Source organism: Rhizobium mongolense USDA 1844 (assembly GCF_000419765.1).
Lineage (GTDB): Bacteria > Pseudomonadota > Alphaproteobacteria > Rhizobiales > Rhizobiaceae > Rhizobium > Rhizobium mongolense.
The window spans coordinates 157973-175687 of sequence record NZ_ATTQ01000003.1 but is presented as its reverse complement, the minus strand read 5'-3'; the positions used below and the strand labels follow the sequence as shown (position 1 = coordinate 175687).

Here is a 17715-nt window from a genome sequence, read left to right as displayed (position 1 = left end):
CTCTCACTCCCCTTGTTGCGCGTTGAACGCAGCCGATTGCGGCGAGCCCGCAGCGTTGATGCAATAATTGGTCGAGGCCTCGTTGGCGCTGAATTCCGGTTGCAGGGACTGCGGAATGATGATGCCGTTCTCCGCCAGCGCGCACTGCTTCTTCACCGGAATGCGCGGCACGCAGACCGAGCGCACCAGCACACCCGTCTTCATATTGCGCGTGACGACGTCGAGCCCGAGCGGCTTGAGATCACCCGAAACGTAGCGAGGCAGCTGGTCGACGAACTTGTTGCCGTAGAACATCGCCTCGGACGCTCCGCGGGTCATCAGACCGACGCGGTTATTCTCGAGGAGGTTGTCACGGGCAGCCACCGTTGCGATGGGATAATACGGGTCCTCGACGAAATCGCGGAACTCACTCTGCTCTGCGACCTTGAGGTTGTCGATATAGGCTTCGATGCCGGCCGCCTTATTGTGACGGATCTGGTTGCCCTCCACATGAACGTCCCAGGAATTGCGTACCTTCACGCCAGATCGGCCATTGCCATAGAACATGTTGCTGTCGACGAGAGCGCAGGGACTTTCCATCGCGGCGAACCCGTCGCCTTCGTTGCGGCTCGCATCGTTGGCATAGACGATTGTGCCGTAGCTCTGGCGGTCAAGCATGATGCCGGACCCGTGGTTCTCGAACGAGAGGTTGCCGAGGATGAAGCTGTCGTCGACCTCGCGCGAAATGATGATGCCGTGCTTTTTCTGCGTCCCGTAGGCCGTGTTGTAAGCCATCATCAGGTTCTTCGACCGGTCGTGCGGGTCGAGGCCATAGATCACGCCGTTGACCAGTTCGTTGCCGACGAAGACGATGTCCTTCGCCTCGAACGCGTAGAAACCGTAATAGAGGTTCTCGAAAGAGTTGTTGATGAAATAGCCGGTCGGCGCGGCCGCCTGGACCTTGCGGGCCACTGTGTCGGTCGAACCGGAGGACAGCGACATGCCGTAGGTGCGGCCGCCGGCATAGCCGAGCGCGACGAAGCGGGAATCCACGGCAAGGGTCTCGCTGCCGCTCCAGCTGAGGATGAAGGGACGGAAGAAGATGCCCTTCTCGTGGTCGTAGACATAGCTTGGCTGGCCCGTCGTTACATCCACCGATGAGACGGTCACGCCATCGAAATAGATATTGCCGCTGTTGACGATGAAGGCGCCGGCCTTGGTATTAAGCTTCAGCGACTTGATCTCCTGGCCGCTGACGACCAGCGAGGCACCGTCGTTGACGGCGAGCGGCACGTTCAGCGTAACGTCGTTGCCGTCCAGCGAGATGGCATCCGGATCGGTCGCTCGCACCTGGGCGATGAGCTCGCTCATCGTCAGCACCCCACGCGTGACGAAGATGATGCGTGGAACGGTCGATTCAGAATTGAGGTAGAGATATTCGCGGACGCCGAGGTTGATGATCTCGTCGAAATGCTCAGACGAGAAGCGGATCAGGCGGGTGGCGCGCGTCTCGCCGCGCTTGGAAATGTCGGCAAGCGCCTCGTTCGCCTCCCGCAGCGGCGGCACGGGAATCCTCGAGGTGACCGCTTCGCGCCCGAGCAGCAGGTTGGGCATGAAGGGCCGGCCGGCCGTCGGCAGGCTGGTTTCCTTCGATGAGGACAGGGCGATGCGCCCATCGCTGATGGTTGATGCTCCGCCGAAGTCGAGTGCATCGGGCACAGACTTTGCCGGCGCGATGGCGCTGTTCAGCCATCCCTTGTCGTCCAGCACGCTGGCGCGGGCCTCGGCCAAGCGGCGGAACCGGCCGACGCGTGCCTTGTAATCGGATACTGCCTTTACACGGGTGGTCGCGACGTCGACATTGCCGAAGATGGCGTCCGCCTCGTCGACGGCGACCTTGTCGGCATCGGCGGCGGTGGCAAGCGGAGCCCCGGACTGGCCGCTCGCGGCCAGATAACGCGCGTAGCGCGCCAGCGCCTCGCCCCGCAGCTTGGCGGGCTCGGCTACCCGACCTAAGGAGGCAGCAAGGAGCGCCTGCCCCTCGCCCGAGGTCGACGGCAACAGGTCGCCGATAGCGGCCACGAAGTCGGCACCACTGCCCTCAGTACCACGGAAACCGGCAAAGTCTGTTACGCCGAGCGCGACCGCCTGCCTAAGATCGGCATCGGATCCGCCACGGACGAATTCGGCAAGCAGTTCCCGACGGCCGGCATATTGCCAGAGCCGTGTCGCCACTTGCGACAGCAGGGCAACGTCGTCACCGCTCGAAGCATCGAGCTTCGTGAGAGCCGCCGCATTCGGGAGTTCTCCGTTGATCAAGCTCGCAGCCACCTGCAGAGCCTTCGTCGCGGCCGGCCCGCTAGCGATCGCTTTCGCCCCGATAGGCTGGTCGACGGGAAGGGAAGAGATTGTCCTGATGTCGGCACGCAGTGCGGTGATCTGCGAGAGCTTCGCCGCACCCGGTATGTCCTGTCCCTGCGCCAGGATGAAAGCGGGATCACGAACGATTTCAATATCGCGGAACAACGCCACGACCTGCCCATCGCTGAGCTGCAGCTGTCTCGACTTGACGGCACCAGCAACGAGCTCCACCAGGGCCTTCACGTAATTGTCGTAGCCGGCTATGGAGAAGCTGTGGATGAGCGCGAGATAGCTATCGACGGCGACGGCCGGCGGCAGCGCCAGATTGACCGCCCTGTCATAGCCCACCAGCGGCCGCTCATCCCGGATGTCGGCAGTGACCGCATCCGACACCAGCCGGTTGCGAATCGCCTCGTCCCTTTCCGCCAGGGTCAGAAGCTCGAAGGCACGCGTATCGAGGCTGAGCCGCGCTCGTTCGTGAAGTGCCCCGATATCGCCCCCAGCCTTGACGCCGTGCGCACGTTCCACAGCATCGACCCATGCGGACAGGACGAGGCTGACGGAGTCGGAGGCAGTATCGCGGGCATGCCGGATGACGTCGACATCGATCTGGTCGAATACAAGCTGGGCGAGTTCGACCTTTTCGGCGCGCGGCGACATGCGCAGCAGATCAGTTAGCACCCGGAAGACAGCCGGGTCGGCGACCGCGCCCGCATTCGCGCTGGCGAGCTTCATCAGCTCCTGCCGATCAGTTACTGAGGTCAGACCGTCGAAATAGAGCGGCAGGAAATCGACATAGATATCGAGGGCAAGTTCGTTCAGCTTCGACTGAGCCAGCCGCTTAGCAAGATCGAGGCTGAGCTTGGCCGCGTCCATCCCGGACACGTAGTCGAGAATGAGCGTGTAGCGCACTTTGAACGAATCCGGATCCGTCGTCGACAACGACTGGCCGGAACTGTCGATGAGGGTCTTCAGTGCGCTGAGGCCGGCATCACGTGCCGACAGTCCTTGCGCGTTCATCTGCTTGTGCAGATCGGAGGCCACAACGGCCAGCCGGCTGCGCACGTCAACGCCGGCGATCTTGGTCGCATGATCGAGGCTCTCGATGCGAGCCACTTCCCTGAAGATCTCGAAATAAGCGTCGAAACTGCGTGACTTCTCGTCGTTGCGCAGGGCCTGCCAGCGCGTCAGCGCGAGCTCCGCCCCATATTTCAGGCTGTCCTCGGTGATTTCGCGTTCAGCCGGAGCGAGCTGGTCCAACTGCGGGCTCTGCTCGCCGACCGTCAATTCCTGCGCATGGACGGCGTGGAGGCTCATGCCCGTTGGTACAACCGATAGGAGCGTTGCCAGGACGGTCAGGCCAACAAGGCCCTTGACCACAGGCGTTGCAATCAGTGTCAAAGAGGTGCGCATGCCATTCGATCCTTACGACAGCAGCGAGGAGACGGTCTTCAGCCACTGCGGTAACATCACCGAGGGGCTCCATACCGACCGTTGGAACTTGACGATCACCGGTTCGTCGACAGGAATGTCGACGCCGTCCGGGATCCTGAGGTTAATTTCCGCTAAGGCCTTGCCGTCCTCGTCAGTCAAGACTTTGGTGCTGTTGACATAGTTTCGTGCATCGATCGGAACTGAAACCGTCCGCCCGGATTTGGGGAACTCGATCCGGGCTTCTGCCGCGTTCAGGGCGATGACCGCATCGGCCAGCTTGACATAGGCTGCAACATAGGGCCTCGCGCCCTCATCCGAGAGGCGCACGACAGGCGTACCCTTGCGCACATAGTCCTGTGGCGCGACGGCCTGGGCACTTATTTCACCGCCATTGCTGGCCTCAAGAAACTTCGTGTAGTCCTGCGAGGTCTTCAGTGCAGCAAAGAATTCCCCCTTCGCTACCTTGCCGGCATCCTTCACATAGACGACCTCGCCCGCAGTATGGGAATCGAGCTCCGCGCCCGGCACGGCGACATAGGCCATCTGCGAGGCGGCGCTCATGCCGCGCTGCGAAGTCAGCTGGAAGATCAATCCGATCAATACGAGAGCGACCACGCCGAGGCCGGCCAGCTTGGCGAACCCGCCAAGGTCTGCGGAAGCACTGCGAACATCCGGCGGAATCGTGTCGGCGAACCGATCGGCAAAGGACGGGTTGCGTCCCCTATACCAGTTGAGCGCACTGACCAGCCTTAGATATTGCTCGCGCCCGCCGGTAAGGGCCAGGTTAATCTCGTCGCCTGACTGCTCTGCGCGAACGAGAACATCCCCCTTCCAGGCCATCCCGCCCTTAACCATGGCAACGCGCGCAATCCCGCCAAAGCCCAGCAGTTCCTGCGCCAGCGGCACGATCAGACCACTAGAACTCAGGCCGAGCACGAGAAACGTGCGGTCAGAAATTTCCACTGTTATATCCGCAGGCGCGTTCATCTCGTTCCTATCCCTCGTGCTCAGCCCAGACGGACCTTCGGTGCCTCGACCTCGGCCACCTGGGGGAACCAGTCGTCGATCTTCCAGTTGAGATCAGGGTCCTTGCGGACATAAGTGAACTCGGACAGTCCGGAAGCGTTGCGGATCGTCACCACCTGCCCCCTGCTGAAGGAAACCGGATTGCCAGACACGAAGGGCGTGAAATGCCCGTCCACACCGTACTCGGCACGCTGGTCACCATGCAGGAGCCATGTCTCACGCTCGGCACCGGAGACCATGTAAGTGACAGAGTTCTTGCCTTGGAAACTCACTGCGCAGACCTGGCTGTCACCGTAGCTGCGGTCGATCTTGACCGCTCCCCAGCTCTTCAGCGCACTACGGGTGAAGCTGACCTCTGGGGCGTCCATCTTCTTCAGCGAGTTGACGATTTCCTTCACCCGCTGGGCCTGAGCCTTGGGCAGCACGACGACAGCATCCTCGCTGTCAATAACCATGATGTCCTCGATGTGACTGAGAACGACGCGACGGCCGGACTGTGCATGCACGAGGCAATTACGCGACTGCGAGACGAAACTGTCGCCGCGCAGCACATTGCCGTTCTCGTCCTTGTCGCTGATATCCCAGAGGGCGGACAGCGAGCCGATGTCGGCCCAGCCAATGTCATCACAGGGCACCACTGCGACATTGGCGCTCTTTTCCAGCACCGCCGTGTCGATCGGAATGTCGAGCGGGCAGCGCGCGAAGTGTTCCTCCGCAGGCATCAGCAGCATATGGCTGCCGAGGTCACGGCTCGTGCCGCCGGCGATCGAGGCCGCGACGGCTTCATAGACGGCCGGGGCGTGCCGCTTGAGTTCTTCGACCAGCGCCGATGCGCGGAAGAGGAAAATTCCCGCGTTCCAGAGGTATCCCATCTCGACGAACTGCTTGGCTCGCTCCAGATCCGGCTTCTCGAGGAATCCCCCAGGTTGGTTGACAAGCGCGCCGAGCTCCTCGCCGTCCACGACATAGGGCTCGCCGGGACGGATATAGCCAAAGCCGGTTTCCGGTTCGGTCGGCACGATGCCGAAAGTGACGATCTTGGAACTCTCGGCCAGCGGCACCGCCTTCTTGACAGCCTCCAGGAAGAGGGCCGGATCGTCGATGACATGATCAGCCGGCATGGCCAGCACGAGCGCATCCGCGTCGCCCTCACTCGCGGCAACCGCAACGGCCGCAAGCGCCGCGGCCGTACCGCGCTGGAGCGGCTCCAGAACGATGCCGGCAAATTCCTGCTCCATCTGCCGCGCCTGAACATTGACCATATCGATGAAGGCACGGCTGGTCAGCAGCCAGGGCGCCGAAAACATTGCGTCGTTGACGCGTGCCAGTGTGTTCTGGAACAGGCTGCGGTCGTCGACTAGTTGCAGGAACTGCTTCGGCATATTACTGCGCGACAACGGCCAAAGCCGCGTGCCGCTTCCGCCGATCATGATCGCCGGCGTTATTTTTACAGACTTTGTCGGTATGCTCATTGTCATGCCCCCAGCTTCGTCAGCGACGCAATGGATCTCAATCTTTGCAATTCAGTGCCAAGGCGCCGTGTCGAAGGTCGCTAGCACCGGCTGTCCGACCATGGACGGGTCCAAGCTGCGACCCGGCTGCACCTGAATCTCAAGCTGTGTGGCGGTGTATTCGGTGACCTTGGGAATGGAGAGGATGTCGACATTCTTCGCCTCGACGCCGTCGAGATAGCTGAGCGAGATCTGCGGCTTCTCGGAAATATTGGCGAGACGGCGGAACGGCACGCGAACCGACACGTAGAGGCTCGCATCATGGCGGACGAGCGAGAGCATCCGGCCGCCGGCGCGGCCATAGGTCGAGCCCGGATGGTCGACCGACAACACATAGCAGTCGCAGGCAGACAGAACTTCCACCGTCGACCTGCCGTCGGCGGCCGGCGCATCGAGGGCGATCGTCGCCAGACGGTCCCCCTGCTTCACCTTTTGCGGCAGGTCGGCAAATTCGACCACGCCATCACGTGGCTGATAAACCGTGACCGTCTCGGCAGCAATGCTCGCCGAAACAGCTTCGAACGTGAACAGCCTCTTGTAGACGATATTGGAGAGGAAGGAGAAAGCGGCCAAGCCGATAATGACGAATATCAATAGCCCGAATATACGACCTGCAAGACCGTTCCCGGTCGACGACGTCACACCGACCACCGCAGCCTTAGCATTTTCCATTTCTGCCATCTGAGTTCCCAATACGTAAATTTTTGAACCGCTTTGAACGACCCGGCCGGCGAGATAGAGGTCGGCGAAATGCGCCAAGGGCGCCGTCTTCTCCGCAGGGTCGAGAATTTGTAGGCCGGCGCGTCGTTCGTCTCGATTCACCCAGACGACGCGCGTGCTGAGGGCCAGCTCGAGGCAGGAGCCCTCGGTCTCGACGAGCAGAGTCACGGCGAGGTGTTCGCCTGGAGCCTGCGTGAGCGCGACCTCGGCGAGCCCAAGACCGGTCACCGACCAGTCGCATACCTCGGTGCGCTTTCCGTCGATTAGCGCTGCCAGCGGCAATTTGAAGCGCGGGAACTCCCGTTCACGACGCTTGGGCACAGCAACCGCAGTCATCAGAACACCCTGTCAGTGATTTTCGGCAAGCGTTCCGGCACTTCGTCCGTGAAATAGCTACCGAGATTGGCGAGGAAGACGAGAACCGAGACGAAGACCAGCACGGCAACGGTGTTGACCAGCCGGGACGACCATAATTTGAAGGCCGCGTCGAACCGGGAATCCGTCCGCTTGAAGGCGGTCTTCTGGCGCGTCCACTTCTGCCGGTCGAGCCGGAAAAAGATCAGCACCTTCACTGCCGAGCCGAAGATCTGATTGAAGTAGAGCAGCGGGATATAGACCAGATTGATCGACGGACGCACGGTCAGAAAGGTCAGCGCCAGGATGTAACGCGAGACGATGACCCAGAGGACATAGAAGGCGGCCGTCCACGGTGTGATCATCGCGGTCCCGAGAAGGGCAAGCGTGATGCCCGACAGACTGGTCCACATCGACATGCGTTGATCGAGAATCGACCACCAAGTAAACGCGCCGATTTTGATCGGCCCAAGATTGAGGGCACGAGCATTTGTGCGCAGCATGTTGCCGAACCAGCGGGTCATCAGCACATAGGCGGAGCTAATGAAGCTCGGGCTCGGAGGCTGCTCGATTGTCTCCACTTGAACGTCCGGCACGTAGTACATGTTGTAGCCGTTCTTCAGCAGCCAGAACCAGCTCGACTTGTCATCACCGGTGAGCATGCGGATTCGGCCGAGGCGCCAATGGTCGATATAGTCGTTCTGCACGTGATCGATGAAATCCGGATCGCAGGCAAGCCGCGCGCGGAACATCGACATACGCCCGGTCAGCGTCAGCACCCGCTCTGCAAGACCATGCGACGACATCAGAATCTGGCGCTGCGCAAAACGCATCGAATACCACTGCTTGAAGATTTCCGCGCCCTCGACGGTGCACACCTCATCGGTGGTCAGCGCGCCCAGATTCGGATTGATCAGGAACATGCAGGCGCACCGTTCGACAAGATCGGGCGGCACAATGCTGTCGCCGTCGATCACCGAGACGGTATCGTCGCCAGCCGGGTTGAGCGCCGCGATGGCACGGAAGCCGGCGGCCAGCGCATCGCGTTTGCCCGTCCCTGGAATGCGGACGATTTCCAGCCGGAACGGCAGGCTGTCGCCATACATTACTTCGGCAAGGCGACGAATGAGGCGCTCGTCGCCGATTTCAACGATCGAGCAGACGATCGTTGCACCGGCGGGCGCATTGGCTGCCGCGACGAAAGCGCCGCTATAGACCTTGGTGGTGGTCGGGGCATCGATCCTGAAGCTCGTAATCAGGAAGTAGGCATGCCCCAACCCTTGCGACTTCGCTGCCGCTTCCGCCACTCGACGCATCGCCGGGAACCGGACGAGCCGGAACCAGACACTGCGCAGCAAATGAAGCAGTCCCCAAGACCAACGCCACAGCCCGATGACGCCGACCACCAATGCGGCGTCGCGTGCCTTCTCGTCGAATGCCTGCTGCGGCAGCAGCGCTGCACACAGAGCCAACAGGAGGACAAAAATGATATGCTTGAGGACTCCCAACATCAGGGTTTACCAGACGAGACCTTCGTAGTGCACGCCTGACGGCATCTCGACGGGGATACGGACAAGGTCGATGACCTTAACGCCTTCCCGCGCCCCCTTCAGGGCATCCTTGGTGCCCTGGCCGTTGATGCCGACCACGATGGCCTCGCTCTCCGACACGACCTCCTCGGGCGACGAACGCATGAAGCTCGCCAGGTGCGAGATGTAGTTGCGGCCGCCGTGATCATTGACCGAGACGTTGGAGTCATAGATCGACAGCTCGTAACCCTTACCCATCAAGCGTTCGGCCAGAAGGACCAGCGGGCTCTCACGCAGGTCGTCCGTGTCCGACTTGAAGGTCAGGCCGAGAAGGCCGATTTTCTTGGCGCCGGAGCGATTGACGAGGCGGAAGGCGCGCTCGAGCTGATACTGGTTCGCCTCGACAGTGGCGTCGAGGACCGGCGTCGACACGTTCTGCATCTTGCCGAAATGACGCAGCGCCCGAAGGTCCTTCGGAAGGCAGGAGCCGCCATAGGCGAAGCCGGGCTTCATATAGGCGCGGGAAATGTTGAGTCGCGTGTCGGCGCAGACAACATCCATCACGACGTGGCTGTCGATGCCGACGGATTTGCAGAGATTGCCGATTTCGTTGGCGAAGGAAATCTTTACCGCATGCCAGCAGTTGTTGGTGTACTTGACGATTTCGGCGCTGCGGATCGGGATGACGTGCGGCTTGACTTCGACCGAGGCGCAGAGGTCGTGCAGCGCCTGAACGGTTTTCTCATCGCCTTCGTACTGGCCAAAGACGATCGCACCTGGGCTGTAGTAGTCGGCGATTGCCGTACCTTCGCGCAGGAATTCCGGGTAGTAGGCCAGACCGAAGTCCACTCCGACCTTCTTGCCGGAGGCGCCTTCAAGGGCCGGGATGACCACGTCCTCGACCGTGCCTGGAAGGATCGTCGAGCGCATAACGACCATGTGGAATTCGCTCTTGTCGCGCAATGCAACACCGATCTGCTCGCAGACCAGCTTGACATAGCTCGTGTCCAGCGAACCGTCTTCACGGCTCGGCGTACCCGGGCAGCAGAACGAGATATCGGTCTCGTTGATCGCGGCGATATAGTCGCTGGTCGCCGTCAAGAGGCCGTTCTCGACACCGGTTTCGATCAGGTCAGCCAAGCCTGGTTCGTAGATTGGAGAGTGGCCTTCGGAGATGCACTTGACCTTGTACTGGTCCGGATCGACCGCCACAACCTTGAAGCCGTCTTTTGCGAGACAACCGGCCGATACGGCCCCAACATAACCCGCACCAAAAATACTTACACGCCAATTTTTCTTGCCCACCACTGCACCCTTTCCCGCAATTTTCGTTCAATAAAGAATAGAAATGTCGCTTTTCTAACCGCCGCAATAAATTCAAATAAATCTATATGTTGCACGTGCGAAGAGCGCCCCTTTCGATTTTGCAATACAGCATTTCTTTATGACGTCAACATAACGAGACTCGGTTATCAACATAATCGAAAGCTTATATTTGCATCAAAATTAGGCACACTCGTTTTGAGCCAGTATTAAGTAACCTTATACATAGGAGTGGCTTCCGCTTCATAATTTTATTAACAATATCAACGTGTTATAACATGATCAAAATATGTGCACATGGCGCTCATTTTTTGCGCACCGCAGTATTAACCGAAAATTGATTTATGTGAGTTCTTGACGACTGAGGCAAAGGCGCAACGCTCCGTCAACCGCACGATTGAGAGAGAATCGCCAGACAAAGGCACGCGCTAAGCGTAAGCGCGCAATGACCAGCAACGCCAAGTCGAAGCCCACCGCAAGGCCGCATGTCTACCCGCGACCTACACATATCGCGGACAGCACGATGCCAATCTATGGACCACAGTTAGTCGGTCATCCAAACGCTTTTGCGCTCGCATAGCTGATCATCACTGCTGACATTCATGGAGAACGCTCCAAAACGGACGCAACGATCAGCCAAATATGGCGAACCTCTTGATAGTAAAAATTTACTTAATTCATTCCGTAAATTGCAATCTCTGAAGTCAATATCTTCAATACCAAATAAAAATTAGATTCCATAAAATTTTATACATTACCAAAAGAGAATATTGCTTCGTGTCCTCTATTTTCTCCCTAAACGCGGGAGATAAAGATGAGAGTAAATACGTTCAAAGTCGGGACTATTATTGCAATTCACATATTCTCACCGACCATCTGCGGTGCTCAGGAAGCGTCAGCCGTGCCCGACACGTTTACAATCCAGTCGCCAACCACTCCAGAGAGGCTGACAACCCTATTCTCAGATCTGAGTGGCCGCCTTTTAGGCACTTCTGACCAGCAGGATACCGCGGCATCAGAAGCGACCGCGGCTGTCGCCGCCCAGAAGGATTATACGATCCAAACCGGCAGTATTTCTTCCCTTTCCACCAACGGCTTTAGCAGCGGGGCACCGGGCGCGGAACCCGAACAAGTTCCTCTTTGCGTCAGCATTCCTGCGCCGCCCGCAATGCTGCAGACCCAATCGAAGTACAGGGCTGACGACAGGTCAAAATCCTCGATCGACGACGAGGCCTTGGAAACGCGCGATAGGACCGTACAGCCAATTCGCAACTCTATTCGGCTACTGACCAACATTGCCTATGCCGGATCAAATAGTTCGCTGGTTGCCCAGGCACGGGCAGAATGCGTGCTGCATAATGTCGATCGGTGGGCGACCGCGATGGCGCTGACGGACATGCGCACTGTTGACGCCTATCTTAGCCGCGACCGCTGGGTAGCCGAAATCGCACTTGCGGTTCGGTCGGCCAGCAAACGGGTCGAGCTCTCCAGTGAGCGTAAGGCGCTTTACTCGACATGGTTCAGCACACTTGCCCGCGATACCATGGACGCTTATTCGTTTCGCCTCGGCCCGAAGTCGAAGACGAATAATCACCGTTATTGGGCGGGCCTGTCTGTCGCTGCCGTCGGTTTTCTTCTCGATAATGCTGATTTCAAGACATGGGGCAAAACGAGTTTCGAGATCGGCGCTTGCCAGGTAGATGATCGCGGCTTCCTGCCGGCGGAACTGTCGCGTGGAGAGAAAGCCCTTGACTACCATGTCTATGCGTTGCGCCCACTCGCTGCCATCATCAAGCTCGCCTCGGACAGCGGCGAACCGCTTCAGTCAAAGTGCCTCGACAGGTTCAAACGTCTCACGGCGATGACGCGCGAGGCCCTACAGGATCCCACGGAATTCGAGCGTATCGCCGGTCAGCGCCAATCGACAATCTCCTCGGAAACCAGCTACTCTGCAGCGTTGAAGCTCGACGCGCTTCCGCTGCTCTGAGATAATCCGAAATCGCTGCAAACGGTCGGGAAACAGACATCAGTTGCGCGTTGGTGAAGCGGACGGTAGTTTGACTTGTGCTGCGTCGCGCCATCTTTTCTGAATGGAAGCGCTTGTCGCGGCAGTGCTGCCAAACAGTAACGCGCTGTAGATGACCTGTTTCATGCCGTCGGCGCCGAGCTTGGCGAATTGAACCATGTCCATACCAAGTGCCGCACTCACCCGATCGATATGTCTGGGCGCTGCGAGATTTTCAATATCCGCAAGCGCCGCCTTCAAAATTGCTCTTTGCTGCAAGTTCACAGGATCCTCCCATCCTTGTTCCTAAGCTAATTTTCCCCCAAAAGCCCATTCAATAAAAGCGTGAACGCCTACAACTTCAATTGTTACACGAACTGAAAGATCATACAACTTTTTATATAAAAGCAATGTCGAATTTACAAAATATTGAGAGAAAGCGGACCGGTGCGACCACTGTTGTCCGTCAGAGGATAAAGTCGCTGCTCTGAAGCTGGACGACGCCATCGACGTGGATCGAAAAGTCCGCAGCCCCGTCGCCGTTGACATCGCCATAGATATAGGTCTCCGAACCGGTATTGACATAGCGCAGTTCGCAGACTTGCTGTGAAAACGCAGTAGTCCCGATGAAAACGAAGGCTTGACCACCATTAATGGTCGTGTTCGCATCGATCGAGCTGAGATTGATGATATCGGATTCAGCCTTAGAAAACTGGTAGATGTCGTCGCGGCCGGTGGAAGTTAACGTCGACGGATCGAGCGAAGTGAAGACGAAGGTGTCGGCGCCCGTTCCGCCGTAGAGATTGTCAGCGCCTTCGTCGGCATAAAGTCGGTCGTCGCCGGCCCCTCCGTAGAGCGTGTCGTCGCCGTCACCGCCCACCAGCTTGTCCGCTCCTGCGTCGCCATAAAGTTTGTCACTATCGCTATAGCCATAGAGCGTATCATTGCCGTCTGCCCCGACCAGCCTGTCAGCGCCGCCCTGACCGACTAGCATGTCGTCACCGGCTTGGCCGTATAGCCGGTCGGCGCCTTCACCGCCATAGAGCCTATCATTATCCGCGCCGCCGCTGAGGAAATCGTCGCCCTCACCCGCGACGATCGTGTCGGCACCGGCGTCACCACTCAGGTCATCGGTACCTGCCCCACCGTAGACGGTATCGTCTCCATCGCCGCCGGTGATCGTATTCGCGCCGGTTTCGCCCTTGAGTGTGTCGTTGCCGGCACCTCCATCGATTGTATCGTTACCGTCGCCGCCATAGACGATATCATCGCCCGCCCCTGCGGAAACCACATCGGCGCCGTCCTGTCCCAGCACCTTATCAGCGCCAGAGCCACCCACGATCCTGTCGTCGCCGGCACCTGCGCGAACGACGTCATCGCCACCATAGCCGTAGATGACGTCAGCGAGCTCACCGCCCGTAAGCACATCATTGCCGATCGTTCCGGTTGAATCTGCCGAATAGTCACTCGCCCCGTCATCGGCTGTCACGGTACTCACCAGGCCGCCCAACCCGTCGCCTGGTACGTGAGAAAAATCAAACCCATAAAATGATACCTGGCCAGCGCCCGTACTGTTCGTCTCATTGCTTCCAAGGTAGGCACCCGCCTTGAAGTAGAACTGTTCGCCATCCCAGGCGGAACTGACCGTTGTTACCGACGTGTACGTGTCCCCGCCGGCATAGAGGATGACCGTCAGTGTATCTCCGTGAACGTCAATCTCGTAGGAGAACTGCTCCCCAAGAGAAACTTGCGGCGTTTCACCGCTTGTATTGGTGAGCTCGAATCTCAAGGAATCGTCGCCGTCTCCGCCCTTGTCGCTCTTAAAATAGACTTCACCATTCTCCCAATAGAGCCTGACCAGTTCATCTTCCGAACCATGAATCTGGCCGACGACGATACGCCCATCCACGCCGTCCGTCATTTGCGGCGCCTCATCGACCTTCAAGGTCGCGGTCATCGTGCCTCCTTCATCCAAGCTCCAGGAGGCTAACGAGTGACCATCCATCTCGCGCAGCTCTGACCTCGCGCAAGTCGTGCCCTTGGTCAAGGCGCCATCAGTGATCGCGCGAAACACCATCGCCCCATCGTCGGCCATGTAGAAATAGGACGAATGTTCGAAGCCCGTGAGCTCCAGGATCTCCAAAGCCGTACCAATGGTTCCACCATCCTCGTCGATCGGCAGGCAGAGTTTCCAGTTCATTAGATCGAAGTTATCGGAATTTGTCACCACTAACTCATCCTCAAAGAGGGATAATATCTCGTCTCATCAGGAACTTGGATGCATGTGAATCCGACGAGACTGTTCGCCGAAAACGCTAAGACAACTTGTGGGGCCCGGTACGAATGAGTTTCCGAACCGTCCCGTTATCGTTTTGCTTGGCCTTACTATGCGGGAAGAATTGCTACGGGAACGTAAAGGCGCTGGTCGCCTCCCTGGGTTCAGTGGCAAATAGATATCACCGTCGGGGAAGGGCCGGTTCTTCTTTGAAACTCAATTGGTCGACCACCATGCCGTGGGCATTGCCGGTGAGACGCGTGATCTCTTCCGGGATTGGAATGCTCGGCTGCTGAGCGCGCCAAGACGGCTTTAGTATCGCCGACATTGCCGGCCCCATCGAATGTGAACGCAACCGCACCCAAGGACTGTCACTTGACTCAAGGCGTCGGGAACGGACGCCATCGCGAACGCTAATGCAATTTCCCAGCAGCTATGTGTGGCATTCCGTTCTCCTTCGAAGCACGATTAACCGACCTGTCAGCACACCCGCTCGAGTGCCCGAACCACATCCTCGCCCCGATGGCTGAAGCGTGCATCGACCGCAGACGAAAATGGCGAGAAAGCGTCGACCACTGTCAGCACCCGGATTTTGCGCCCCGTGGCCAACTGGTCATGAACAAAGTCCATTTGGTTGGAATGGGACGCTTCCGTGCGATCCGCCCGAAGCTTCCCTTTGACGCGGCGCTTGGGAATCCTTGTTGCGCTGGAGGTCCATCTCCTTGTAAAGGCGATAGATTCGCTTCGGATTGACAGGCCGCCCGTCGCGATTGAGCAGGATGTGAACGCGCCGGTAGCCGTAACGCACCCGCGTCTGGCAGATGTCCTTGATCTTCAGCGTTCGGCCTGCTCGCCGCGCCTGGCCCTGCAGACATAAAGCGAGCGATCGATCTTCAACACCGAACATGCACGCCGGATCGAGACCTTCCAGTCCGCCTTGATCGCGTCGACAAGCTTGCGCTTGCGAGCCCCAAAGCTTTTTTGACAGAACGTCTGGAGCATGGCGATATCCAGTGACAGTTCGGCGACGATCCGCGAGGGCATCACTCTCCGGCAGCTGCGAATACCGCGCTGGCATCGCTAACAATTTCCACATGGGAATATGCCGCCTGCCCCGCGGCCGCGGCATCCGCTCGCATGATCGCGGTCACGATCCGACCGTGCTCTTCATAGGATTTCGCCAGACGCCCGGGCAGACGGAACTGCGCCCGCCGAAAAGGCGCAAGCCGTGCCCGCGTCTGGGTTACCATTTCAAAGACATGATCGTTATGCGCGCCGCGATAAAGCCGGGTGTGGAATTCGGTGTTGTGAACCGAATATTCCTCTTCCGCGCCGGCATGCACCAGCCTCATCGATCCTCGATGCATCAACTCAAGCGCGCGCCGCTCATCGACCGTCATACGGTCGGCCGAAAGCCTGGCGCAGATCGCTTCGAGTTCCGCCATCGCCTCGAACATCGAATGCAGATAAGCCTCGGTGACATTGGTAACGACGGCACTGCGGTTTGGCTCGCGCACGACCAATCCCATGGCGCCCAGCTCGCGCAAAGCCTCTCGTACGGGTGTGCGCGAAACGTCAAAACGGACCGCGAGCGACACCTCGTCCAACTTCGCGCCCGGCAGGATTGCACCCGTGACGATCATATCGGAAATCGCCCGCACCATCTGCTCGACGGTGGTTCCGGCGCGGATGACTTCTCTGCGTCTAGCCTGCTTCACCATGCGAATCTACTTACGTCACCATTCTGCATACAGATGCCGCTCGGGACTCCATAAGTCAAACAGCGCAGCGAAGATATTGTTACATTTTCACTTTTTGAAGCAGTAGACGCGTCAGAATCGCCGATGCGATACTATCGGGGCAGTCATAATGAACAATAAATATGTACTGACTATTTTTTATGCGAATGCGCGATCAATCTGTATGCACTTTCCATGGAGCAGTTCTTTGTTTCATTAATAACGTATACTAATCAGTATATTAGTTTCTGGCACGCACATTGCATGCACTTTTCTGTACCCGTTCGTAAACCTCCCCGCGCCGCAAGGAGCATTCCGATGACCAAACTCCTTTCCATGAACCGCCGCAATTTCCTCCAGGCTTCCGCTGCCGGTCTGCTCTCCGGTACCATGCCGGGCCTGATGAGCTCCCCCGCCGCAGCCCAAACCGCTCTTACCGTCGGCTTCATCTATGTCGGCCCCAAGGACGACTACGGCTACAATCAGGCCCATGCGGAAGGCGCCGCCGTCATCAAGGCCATGCCGGGCGTGACGCTGGTCGAAGAAGAGAACGTTCCGGAGACCGTCGACGTCCAGAAGACGATGGAATCCATGATTAACCTGGACGGCGCGACCCTGCTCTTCCCGACCTCCTTCGGCTACTTCGATCCCCACATGCTGGCCATGGCGGCTAAATATCCCGACATCCAGTTCCGCCACTGCGGCGGGCTTTGGCAGGAAGGCAAGCACCCCGCCAACACCGGCTCCTATTTCGGCTATATCTTCCAAGGCCAGTATCTAAACGGCATCGCCGCCGGCCATGCGACAAAAAGCAAAAAGATCGGCTTCATCGCCGCAAAGCCGATCCCGCAGGTCCTGCAGAATATCAACGCGTTCCTGCTAGGGGCGCGCGCAGTCGATCCGACCATCACCTGCCAGGTGATCTTCACCGGTGAATGGTCGCTCGCCGTCAAGGAAGCCGAAGCCACCAACGCGCTAGTCGACCAAGGCGCCGACGTCATCACCTGCCACGTCGACAGCCCGAAGGTCGTCGTAGAAACCGGCGCCGGCCGAGGCGCCTTCATCTGCGGTTATCACGCCAATCAGAGCCCGCTCGCCCCCGAAAAATATCTCACGGGCGCTGAATGGGCCTGGGGCAACGTCTACAGCGACTTCGTCAAGAAGGCGCAGGCCGGCGAAAAGCTCGGCAACTTCGTGCGCGGCGGCCTGAAGGATGGCTTCGTGAAGATGAGCGCGCTCGGCCCCGGCGTGTCCGAGGCGGGCCGCAAGGCCTTCGAAGCCACGCAGGCTCAGATGATGAAGGGTGGCTTCTCGGTCTTCAAGGGACCCTTGAAGGACAACAAGGGCGATACCGTCGTGGCTGCCGGCAAGAGCTACGCCGAAGACGCGATCGAGCTCGAAAGCATGAACTACCTGGTCGAGGGCGTCGTCGGGTCCACAGCGTAAACCGCGAAGGGAG

Annotated in this window: 11 protein-coding genes and 1 pseudogene; 2 read left to right on the top strand and 10 right to left on the bottom strand. The window is 58.8% G+C overall.

Annotated features, from left to right (window positions below; translation table 11 throughout):
• Positions 1–3 precede the first annotated feature (3 nt).
• The 6 genes from A3C3_RS0106550 to A3C3_RS0106525 are packed head-to-tail and all read right to left on the bottom strand — an operon-like array spanning position 4 to position 10219.
• Entirely contained in the window at positions 4–3753 is a 3750-nt protein-coding gene (locus A3C3_RS0106550) for a right-handed parallel beta-helix repeat-containing protein (RefSeq protein WP_022713807.1), read from the bottom strand.
• Positions 3754–3765: 12 nt separating this feature from the next.
• Positions 3766–4737 (bottom strand): hypothetical protein, encoded by a 972-nt coding sequence (locus tag A3C3_RS0106545; protein ID WP_145611704.1) that lies wholly within the window; start codon positions 4735–4737, stop codon positions 3766–3768.
• 44 nt (positions 4738–4781) lie between these two features.
• A complete protein-coding gene (locus A3C3_RS37870) occupies positions 4782–6272 on the bottom strand; it encodes a mannose-1-phosphate guanylyltransferase/mannose-6-phosphate isomerase (protein ID WP_167521923.1) in 1491 nt (496 codons plus the stop codon).
• Positions 6273–6323: 51 nt separating this feature from the next.
• Positions 6324–7367: a PilZ domain-containing protein gene (locus A3C3_RS0106535; RefSeq protein WP_022713804.1), complete on the bottom strand. Its 1044-nt coding sequence runs from the start codon at positions 7365–7367 to the stop codon at positions 6324–6326.
• Positions 7367–8896, bottom strand: a complete 1530-nt coding sequence (locus tag A3C3_RS0106530) for a glycosyltransferase (RefSeq protein WP_022713803.1) — start codon at positions 8894–8896, stop codon at positions 7367–7369. The genes A3C3_RS0106535 and A3C3_RS0106530 overlap by 1 nt, the downstream gene beginning before the upstream one ends.
• 6 nt (positions 8897–8902) lie before the next feature.
• On the bottom strand, positions 8903–10219 hold the full coding sequence (locus A3C3_RS0106525) for a nucleotide sugar dehydrogenase (protein WP_233450579.1): 1317 nt from the start codon (positions 10217–10219) through the stop codon (positions 8903–8905).
• A gap of 919 nt (positions 10220–11138) precedes the next feature.
• Here A3C3_RS0106525 and A3C3_RS0106520 point away from each other — a divergent pair.
• Complete coding sequence (locus tag A3C3_RS0106520; protein ID WP_022713801.1) at positions 11139–12224, top strand: alginate lyase family protein; 1086 nt, start codon at positions 11139–11141, stop codon at positions 12222–12224.
• A 39-nt stretch (positions 12225–12263) separates the two neighbouring features.
• Here A3C3_RS0106520 and A3C3_RS0106515 read toward each other — a convergent pair whose 3' ends face one another.
• The 4 genes and pseudogenes from A3C3_RS0106515 to A3C3_RS0106495 form a co-directional block, all read right to left on the bottom strand.
• On the bottom strand, positions 12264–12527 hold the full coding sequence (locus A3C3_RS0106515; RefSeq protein WP_022713800.1) for a hypothetical protein: 264 nt from the start codon (positions 12525–12527) through the stop codon (positions 12264–12266).
• 181 nt (positions 12528–12708) lie between these two features.
• Complete coding sequence (locus tag A3C3_RS42505; protein ID WP_145611702.1) at positions 12709–14469, bottom strand: polysaccharide lyase family 7 protein; 1761 nt, start codon at positions 14467–14469, stop codon at positions 12709–12711.
• A gap of 540 nt (positions 14470–15009) precedes the next feature.
• Positions 15010–15552: pseudogene (locus A3C3_RS48505) on the bottom strand (IS3 family transposase); the annotation flags it as partial.
• A gap of 8 nt (positions 15553–15560) precedes the next feature.
• The gene (locus tag A3C3_RS0106495; protein ID WP_028739450.1) at positions 15561–16235 is read right to left on the bottom strand and encodes a GntR family transcriptional regulator; all 675 of its coding nucleotides are present in this window, start codon (positions 16233–16235) and stop codon (positions 15561–15563) included.
• Positions 16236–16574: 339 nt separating this feature from the next.
• Between A3C3_RS0106495 and A3C3_RS0106490 the strand changes: the two genes are divergently transcribed.
• Positions 16575–17702, top strand: a complete 1128-nt coding sequence (locus A3C3_RS0106490) for a BMP family ABC transporter substrate-binding protein (protein ID WP_022713796.1) — start codon at positions 16575–16577, stop codon at positions 17700–17702.
• The last annotated feature ends 13 nt before the right edge of the window (positions 17703–17715 follow it).